General features: G+C 40.1%; 3 protein-coding genes and 1 pseudogene. 2 read left to right on the forward strand and 2 right to left on the reverse strand.

Annotation, left to right across the window (positions count from 1 at the left end; all coding sequences use genetic code 11):
- On the forward strand, nucleotides 1-330 hold a 330-nt coding region (locus ACFINZ_RS09320; RefSeq protein ID WP_375701382.1), incomplete at its 5' end, for a tyrosine-type recombinase/integrase.
- 210 nt (nucleotides 331-540) lie between these two features.
- A complete protein-coding gene (locus ACFINZ_RS09325; RefSeq protein ID WP_015856172.1) occupies nucleotides 541-741 on the forward strand; it encodes an AlpA family transcriptional regulator in 201 nt (66 codons plus the stop codon).
- 102 nt (nucleotides 742-843) lie between these two features.
- Here the strand turns inward: ACFINZ_RS09325 and ACFINZ_RS09330 are convergent, their stop codons facing one another.
- Complete coding sequence (locus ACFINZ_RS09330; RefSeq protein ID WP_375618845.1) at nucleotides 844-1,245, reverse strand: hypothetical protein; 402 nt, start codon at nucleotides 1,243-1,245, stop codon at nucleotides 844-846.
- Nucleotides 1,242-2,613, reverse strand: a pseudogene (locus tag ACFINZ_RS09335) (filamentous hemagglutinin); the annotation flags it as partial. The pseudogene ACFINZ_RS09335 and the gene ACFINZ_RS09330, both read right to left, overlap by 4 nt.

The raw sequence follows: 2,613 nt of genomic DNA on the forward strand, positions 1-2,613 counted from the left end.
TCAACTGAAGCATTAGACATTTTAAAACAAGCACGATTGCTTTCTCGTAATGATTTCTTTTTTTCTGCTAAAGGTCGGGGTCCCCTCGCTGCAAATTGTATGGCTCAATATATGAGAGACAATAAAATTGAGGCATGCCCCCATGGATTTCGTTCTAGTTTACGTGATTGGCTCGCTGAAACAACCGATGCCCCTTATGAAGTCGCAGAAACTATTCTAAGTCATACAGTAGGCGGTAAAGTAGAGCGTGCCTATCGTCGGACTGACTATTTAGAACAGCGCCGCGTTTATATGGATAAATGGGCGGCTTATGTCACGGGTCAATCTTAAGATATGGGGTGAATAACCCCATGATCTGTGGATAACTTTAGCTCTCTTTTCTCTCATTCTTTCTCAATAAGAGTCATAAATTATCACATCAGAAAAACTATGATAAAATATTGTTTTCTATAAATAAAATACCTTCAAAAATGAACCAAAATGTGGTTAATAAATAGTTATGATTTGTTCTCATTTTTTTACTTTTGAAAGGATTTTAGTATGACAGAAAATGATATTCTTTTAACAGACCGTGAAAGTGCAAAACTGCTTCATATGAGTGTTTCAACATTCCGGCGTCATGTTACCAATGGCTCTCTCCCAAAACCTTTAAAATTTGGCTTTTTATCCCGTTGGTTACAATCGGATCTTTTGAATGTAATCGAACAAGCAAAACAGCAACGTTATAACGACGCGGCATAAAAAGAAAACCTTATCACGTAAGGACGGACAAGGCTTTCTCAAACTCATCAACCTGGTGCTTTATTTGGTGTAAATTCAAGGCTTTCTCTACTGAAGCAAGACTTAAGGCTGGCATTCAGGTGCATTTTTATACTTTTTACAAAAAGGGCTGTTCAAACGCTTCTTGACACTGCGCTGTGGTATGACAGCACCTGGACGACAAATGGGAAGGTTTTCAGCTCTAAAAGTATAACACCAATATGGTCCTCCCCATTTGTAGCGGAATCCTGCTTGAATCATGCAAGCATCGATGGAAGCCTCTGCATTGATGCTTAGCTTTCTATTTTCTGGAAAAACATCATAAGGGGTTGGCATACCACATTCTAACAATGCTTTTCCTACCTCAGTAAAATCTGCTCCTGGTTTCTCCCATGCACTCAAAACTCCTGGTGGAGGCTTGTCGATGTTACATCCAGCAATATTTAACAGAATGAGACCACTTAATAATTTCAAGATTTGTTTCATTTTTTTCTTCCTGAATATTTTGAATAAATTGGCGTACGATTAGGTAATCCATAAGCCTGTCGACATATTGAACCTGCATTACCATAACAAGCATGGACACTGGGGTAGCCCTTAAATATTTGCCATGCTTCTTTCCAAGGACCACTTCCAGGAGGTATTTGCCCAAAAGTGTAAGGATTTTTGCCAATCTTTGTACCAACAAAGTCATTTTTATGATTTTCCAAGTTTACGTAATCCTGCTTTCCATCACTTAAGATATATAACGTATCTGCCATGTTTTGAGTATTATAAGCTGGTCCAAAGAAATTAATCGTTGTTTTCTTTGCTATACCATGAACACCATGCTTTTCTAAATCATGCGATCCATTGCCCGCTGTCATACTGCCACGGCTATGCGCATCAGTATGCAATCCTATATTGCCAAGGCTATACAACAGATTCTGGTACTTCTTCGTCGAATTGGTCAAAATACCCAACTTACCTTCTAGAGCATACTGATACCCTGCAATGAACAAATCTACCAAGAACGAATCGCTATGAGGGAACATCAGAAAATAGTGTGGATCATTCTTGTTATCAGCCAACTGAACCGCATTATGGGCTGCGTCATCTGGTGTTGTAAAAATACCATTGAGAAAAACATGAACCTTGCCATCAGAACCTTTTTGTAAATTCTGTTGTTCTTCAGGCGTTAAATAATGATATTGCGGCTGCGGGTTTCCATGACTGTCTCTTATAGGATTTCCATTTTCATCTTTTGCATAGATCACATTGCCATTTTCATCGTGATCCACAGTAGCCAGATAATGCTCTTTGATAAACATGTTTACAAAGCTCTGTTCAAAGATATTAGATCCTTCATCCGATAAATCATTGATCATATCTACGCGATTATGTACTATCCCCTCAAGCGATGCGACATCTAGCTGTTCTACTGCTTGGTGGGCTGTAGCGGTGTTGCGGTTGAGAGAGCCAATGATTTGTCCAGCATCTTGCCCCATCGCCCTTTGTCCAGTTGTATCAGTAAGGATGATAGTCCCATCACTGATAGCAGATTTGGTTTCCCCTTCTGCTCCATCCTTGGCTTTTCCATGACTTAAAGCATTTTTAGCAATATTTTTTATGATGCCATATTTCCCCTGTTGCAAAGCACCGCCACCAGAAATGCTAAACCCATGGCTGCTGGCTTTAGCATGGGCACTGTTGCTGATATCACTGGTGCTAATGCTTCCTGTGGTCAGGCTGTTTTTATCTGCCGGCGCGGTGCTGGCAATGATGCCTCCGGTCAGCGTTGTTTTGTCTTTAACTATGATATTAAAGCCGCCATCACCCGCTTTGATGCCTGATTGTTCCACAACACTATGATAA

It is taken from the genome of Bartonella sp. AA81SXKL (assembly GCF_042196945.1).
In the GTDB taxonomy this organism is placed as follows: Bacteria; Pseudomonadota; Alphaproteobacteria; order Rhizobiales; family Rhizobiaceae; genus Bartonella.

What these genes read in the sequence shown, in the direction of transcription:
- ACFINZ_RS09330 (WP_375618845.1), bottom strand. Translation starts at nt 1,245, where the DNA reads ATGAAACAAATCTTGAAATTATTAAGTGGTCTCATTCTGTTAAATATT.
- ACFINZ_RS09325 (WP_015856172.1), top strand. Translation starts at nt 541, where the DNA reads ATGACAGAAAATGATATTCTTTTAACAGACCGTGAAAGTGCAAAACTG.